This window comes from Endozoicomonas sp. ONNA2, from assembly GCF_024606365.1.
Classification (GTDB): Bacteria; Pseudomonadota; Gammaproteobacteria; order Pseudomonadales; family Endozoicomonadaceae; genus Endozoicomonas.
Map to the genome: position 1 here is coordinate 1 of NZ_JAHHPO010000279.1, position 3,974 is coordinate 3,974.

4 protein-coding genes are annotated in these 3,974 nt (G+C 53.2%); 2 read left to right on the forward strand and 2 right to left on the reverse strand.

The genetic code is table 11. The features are described 5' to 3' along the window. Positions 1–79 precede the first annotated feature (79 nt). Positions 80–331: a hypothetical protein gene (locus KDK14_RS04915; protein WP_257263902.1), complete on the forward strand. Its 252-nt coding sequence runs from the start codon at positions 80–82 to the stop codon at positions 329–331. Positions 332–601: 270 nt separating this feature from the next. Here the strand turns inward: KDK14_RS04915 and KDK14_RS04920 are convergent, their stop codons facing one another. Further along, a complete protein-coding gene (locus KDK14_RS04920) occupies positions 602–1,084 on the reverse strand; it encodes a MaoC family dehydratase (RefSeq protein WP_257263903.1) in 483 nt (160 codons plus the stop codon). 247 nt (positions 1,085–1,331) lie between these two features. Between KDK14_RS04920 and KDK14_RS04925 the strand changes: the two genes are divergently transcribed. Continuing rightward, on the forward strand, positions 1,332–3,794 hold the full coding sequence (locus KDK14_RS04925) for an ankyrin repeat domain-containing protein (RefSeq protein ID WP_257263904.1): 2,463 nt from the start codon (positions 1,332–1,334) through the stop codon (positions 3,792–3,794). Here the strand turns inward: KDK14_RS04925 and KDK14_RS04930 are convergent. Beyond that, a partial coding sequence (locus tag KDK14_RS04930) for a hypothetical protein (protein ID WP_257263905.1) occupies positions 3,788–3,974 on the reverse strand: 187 nt, incomplete at its 5' end. The genes KDK14_RS04925 and KDK14_RS04930 overlap by 7 nt on opposite strands.

A 3,974-nucleotide genomic window follows, 5' to 3' on the forward strand; every position in this document is an offset into this window, starting at 1 on the left:
GCAGGAGCAGTTGCCGGGAGTGCCGGCACAAGGAGTCAGAAACATATGATTTCATTATGGTTAGCTACTTACGGTTTGTATGACTTGCGTCAGGCTGAAAAGTTTCAGGACATCCGATGAATACGATGGTAAAGCGTGCCAGAAAAGACTACTTTTCGCACGGTTGCTCTGGCTTGAGCGTAAACGCGGCTCTATCATCCTGCGAGCCCGGGAGGCGGGCGTTCCCACACTGATCTTCACTGTCGTAATTAGCCAGAAATTGCATTATGCCAATGCCTTTTTGAAACTGAATGGTATTTTTGTACATCAGTTTCACCTCCAAAACACATGACTATCGCCGTTTATTATAGCATCAAATTCATGACGTAAGATCAGTGATAATCAGGTGATTGATTGACGGATGCCGTATGATGACAGGCTCTTTTGCCATCGCCACCCTCATCTTGCAACCAATAGCCCATGATCAGGTTCATATCGAGAAACCAGCTGCGTACCGGTGTTTTTCTGGCCTGAATTTTCTCGACAGCGGCGAGTGCCAGTCTGTTTTCCGGGGAAGCCTGGCAGTAGAGGTCTGTCAGGCAGGGGCTTTCAGTGGGTGTAGCTATTTCGCTCGCTGCAATATTACTTCGGGCAATGGATATTCATCAACAACGACCTTGTCAGAAGAAGGCATGATTTCCGCTTTGCCCTTGACTACGGTTTTACCATTCTGGTTAATCACATTAGTTGAGACGGTTGCACGTTTTCGTTGTTTATTGATTTCCAGAATTTCCAGCTCAACCGTTACCGTATCGCCGACTTTGACCGGGCGCAGGAATTTTAGCTCCTGCCCCAGGTAGATACCACCGGGGCCCGGCAGTTTGGTGGCCAGGGCGCAGGAGATCAGTGAGGCGGTCCACATGCCGTGGGCAATACGACCTTCGAACTGGGTCGTTGCGGCAAACGCCTCATCCAGATGAACGGGATTCGTATCGCCGGATACTTTGGCAAAAAGCAGGAGGTCTTCGTCAGTCAGTGTGCGGGTCAGGCTGGCCCTGGTGCCAATGGTTAACGCTTCGAATGGGATGTTTTCCAGCTTGCGCATAAGTTAAGGCTCTGTTGCTTTGTTAAAGTTTGGGTGACTGTTTGAGCAATATATTTTCATTGGCAATTATTATCGCACCTATTGTGGGGTTTGTGGGGTTTGTGGGGTTTGTGGGGTGTAGGGTTTGTGGGGTGTGGGGTTCGGTAAAAGCAATTACGTTTTATTTATTCCATGCCCGGGAACTTTTCAGTTTATTCATTGCCTTTACTGAAATTCTTGATTTTCTGACTTAATACCTTCTGATGCTATGAAAACAATTGATAGTACGATAGCAACTGCCCCGGCGCTTTGTGGTATTTGCAATAAAAGCAGCCTGAGCATGTTCGGACGCATGGAGATGGCAACCACCGCCTGCAATCACTATTTTCACTTGAGCTGTATTAGCCTCTGGCTTGATAAGCAACCATTGCACGAACGGCACTGCTATGTTTGTCAACAGTTGGCAATACCGTTGATTCGTCATGCTTCGTCAGGAAACCGGTCGCCCGACAAATATTGCGAGGCAGCCCCGGTGCTGGCTTGCAGAACCGGTGATGTCGAGGCCCTCCGGGAGATCCTGGTATCCCGTCCGGATATTGTCCGACAACCGTTCAAGTCGGTGATTTCCGGGAAAAACGAGTTCTTGCTGTTTGTCGCAGCCAGTCATGGCCAGGAACAGATTATCAAAACGCTACTGGCAGCGGGGGCAAATCCGGATATCAGCGATGACGAATGTGCTCCGCCGCTGATTGCTGCAACCCAGAAGGGTCGTGACCATATTGTTCGCCTCCTGCTCAGTTTCAATGCTGACCCCAACGTTGTCTTCGGGCATCGTTCATGTGCCCTGCATATTGCCGCCGAACAAGATCATCATGAGGTGGTAGAAAACCTGTTTGAGTATGGGGCAAATCTTAATGCCGTCATGAAGCGCGGCGAAACCCCTCTGTTTCTGGCTGCCCGCACTGGCCATGCCAAGGTGGTTTCCACTTTGCTCCATTGCGGGGCCGATCCAGATGCCAGCTGCAAGGACGGCTCAACGCCACTGTATATTGCCGCCCGGGAAGGCCAGGAAGCCTGTGTGGAGGTGCTACTGGCTAATGGCGCGTCCCCTGCCCGAGCCTGCAATAATGGCTGGACCCCGCTGCTCATCTCTGTTTACCAGGGGCATGCAAGAATCACACAAATGCTGCTGGGTACCGGAGTACACCCCAATGAAGCCCTTAAGGACGGGACCACCCCGATTCATCTTGCCGCCGACTATGGTCACAGGGAGTGTTTGCAGACTTTGCTCACAGATTCCCGAACCGATCCCAATGCCACCATGGATGATGGCTGGACGGCACTGCACATGGCAGCCAAAAATGGTTGGGAAAACTGTCTGCAACTGCTGGCCGGGGATGCCCGAACCCGGCTCAATGCGACCTGTGACGATGGCTATACTGCCCTGCACCTGGCGGCACATGCAGGCCACCTGGCGATTATCCTGGCCCTGCTCGACAGTCCTGCAAACCGCAATGCGGCCGGTGAAGATGGCACTACTGCCCTGCACCTTGCTGTCCAGCACGGTCACGTCACCATCACCGAGGCACTGGTGCAGGGACAGGCAAATATTGAAGCCCCACTGCATACCGGCGAAACCCCCATGTTGACTGCCGTCCGCTCTGGTAACCTGCAGTGTATGGTAGCGCTGATCAAGGCCGGGGCAGATATCCATGCTGCCCGGAATAATGGCGAAACACCGCTATTCAGCGCCGTCCAGCACGGATTTCACCAGATCGTGGAGCACCTGGTCGACATAGGAGCAAGAGTCAGCATAACTGCCATGGACGGCCTGACACCTTTACACATCGCAGCACAGCACGGCTTCGCGGACATTGCACAGACCCTGATCACCAATGGTGCTGACCCCCGGGCTGAGTCTGACCAGGGTTTGCTGCCGCTGCATATGGCCATCGAGCATGGCAAATTGAGTGTCTTGCAGGTTCTGCTGGCTGACAGCAAGGCAAATACTTTTATCAATGCCGCCCTGAAAAGTGGTGAAACCCCATTGTGCATTGCCACGCTTAAGGGTTACGAGGCCATCGCTAACGCCTTGCTTGAGGCCGGGGCAAATCCCCATATTACCCTCAAGAACGGCTGGTCAGCCTTCCATCTGGCCGCCAGTGCTGGCCATGAGCAGATTGTGGAAGCGTTGATTGCTAACGGCGCCGACGTCGATGCCCGACTGGACAGCGGTGAAACTGCCCTTTTCCTGGCGGCCCGGGAGGGTAAGGCTAAAATCGTCCGGAACCTGATCAAAGAGAATGCGGAACTTAACCTTGCCGGTGAGGGTGGCTGGACAGCGCTGCATATTGCCGCAAAACGTGGCTATCTGCCCATTGTCACCCTCCTGTGTGAATCCCGGGCAGACATCAACCCGGAGACTGCAGATGGTTCCACGGCACTGCACCTGGCAGTAGAAGGTGAGCACAAGGCCATGGTGAAATTTTTGCTGGATAACGGGGCGGATACCAATACCGCCCGCCAGGATGGCATGACACCCCTGCTCAGTGCCATCCATAAGGGGATGGAGCGTGCCGTGCAGGAATTGCTTGTCAGAGGTGCAGACCCCAACTCCGCCGGCCCGGGCGGCCCCAGACCGCTTGCCCTGGCCTGCCAGAACGGCAACCAGTCGATCATAAAAATACTGCGCAACGCCGGGGCAAAAGGTCAAAACTGTCCGGTTCAGTAGCGGTTCTTTTCAAGCCAGTTGCACAGTTGATCAATTACTTCCCTGGCTTTTGCGGGCAGCGAACGGCGACATTTTCCCGGAGTGAGCAGGATGACGACGTCATTCCGGAAAAATCCCCAACTAGTTAAGGAGTCGTCTAAAAATAACTTTCCCATTTTAAACTCAGCGTTCCTGATGATT

Bases quoted from the DNA above. Each gene is read 5' to 3' on its own strand.
- KDK14_RS04925 (WP_257263904.1), top strand. From the start codon at position 1,332: ATGAAAACAATTGATAGTACGATAGCAACTGCCCCGGCGCTTTGTGGT.
- KDK14_RS04915 (WP_257263902.1), top strand. From the start codon at position 80: ATGACTTGCGTCAGGCTGAAAAGTTTCAGGACATCCGATGAATACGAT.
- KDK14_RS04920 (WP_257263903.1), bottom strand. From the start codon at position 1,084: ATGCGCAAGCTGGAAAACATCCCATTCGAAGCGTTAACCATTGGCACC.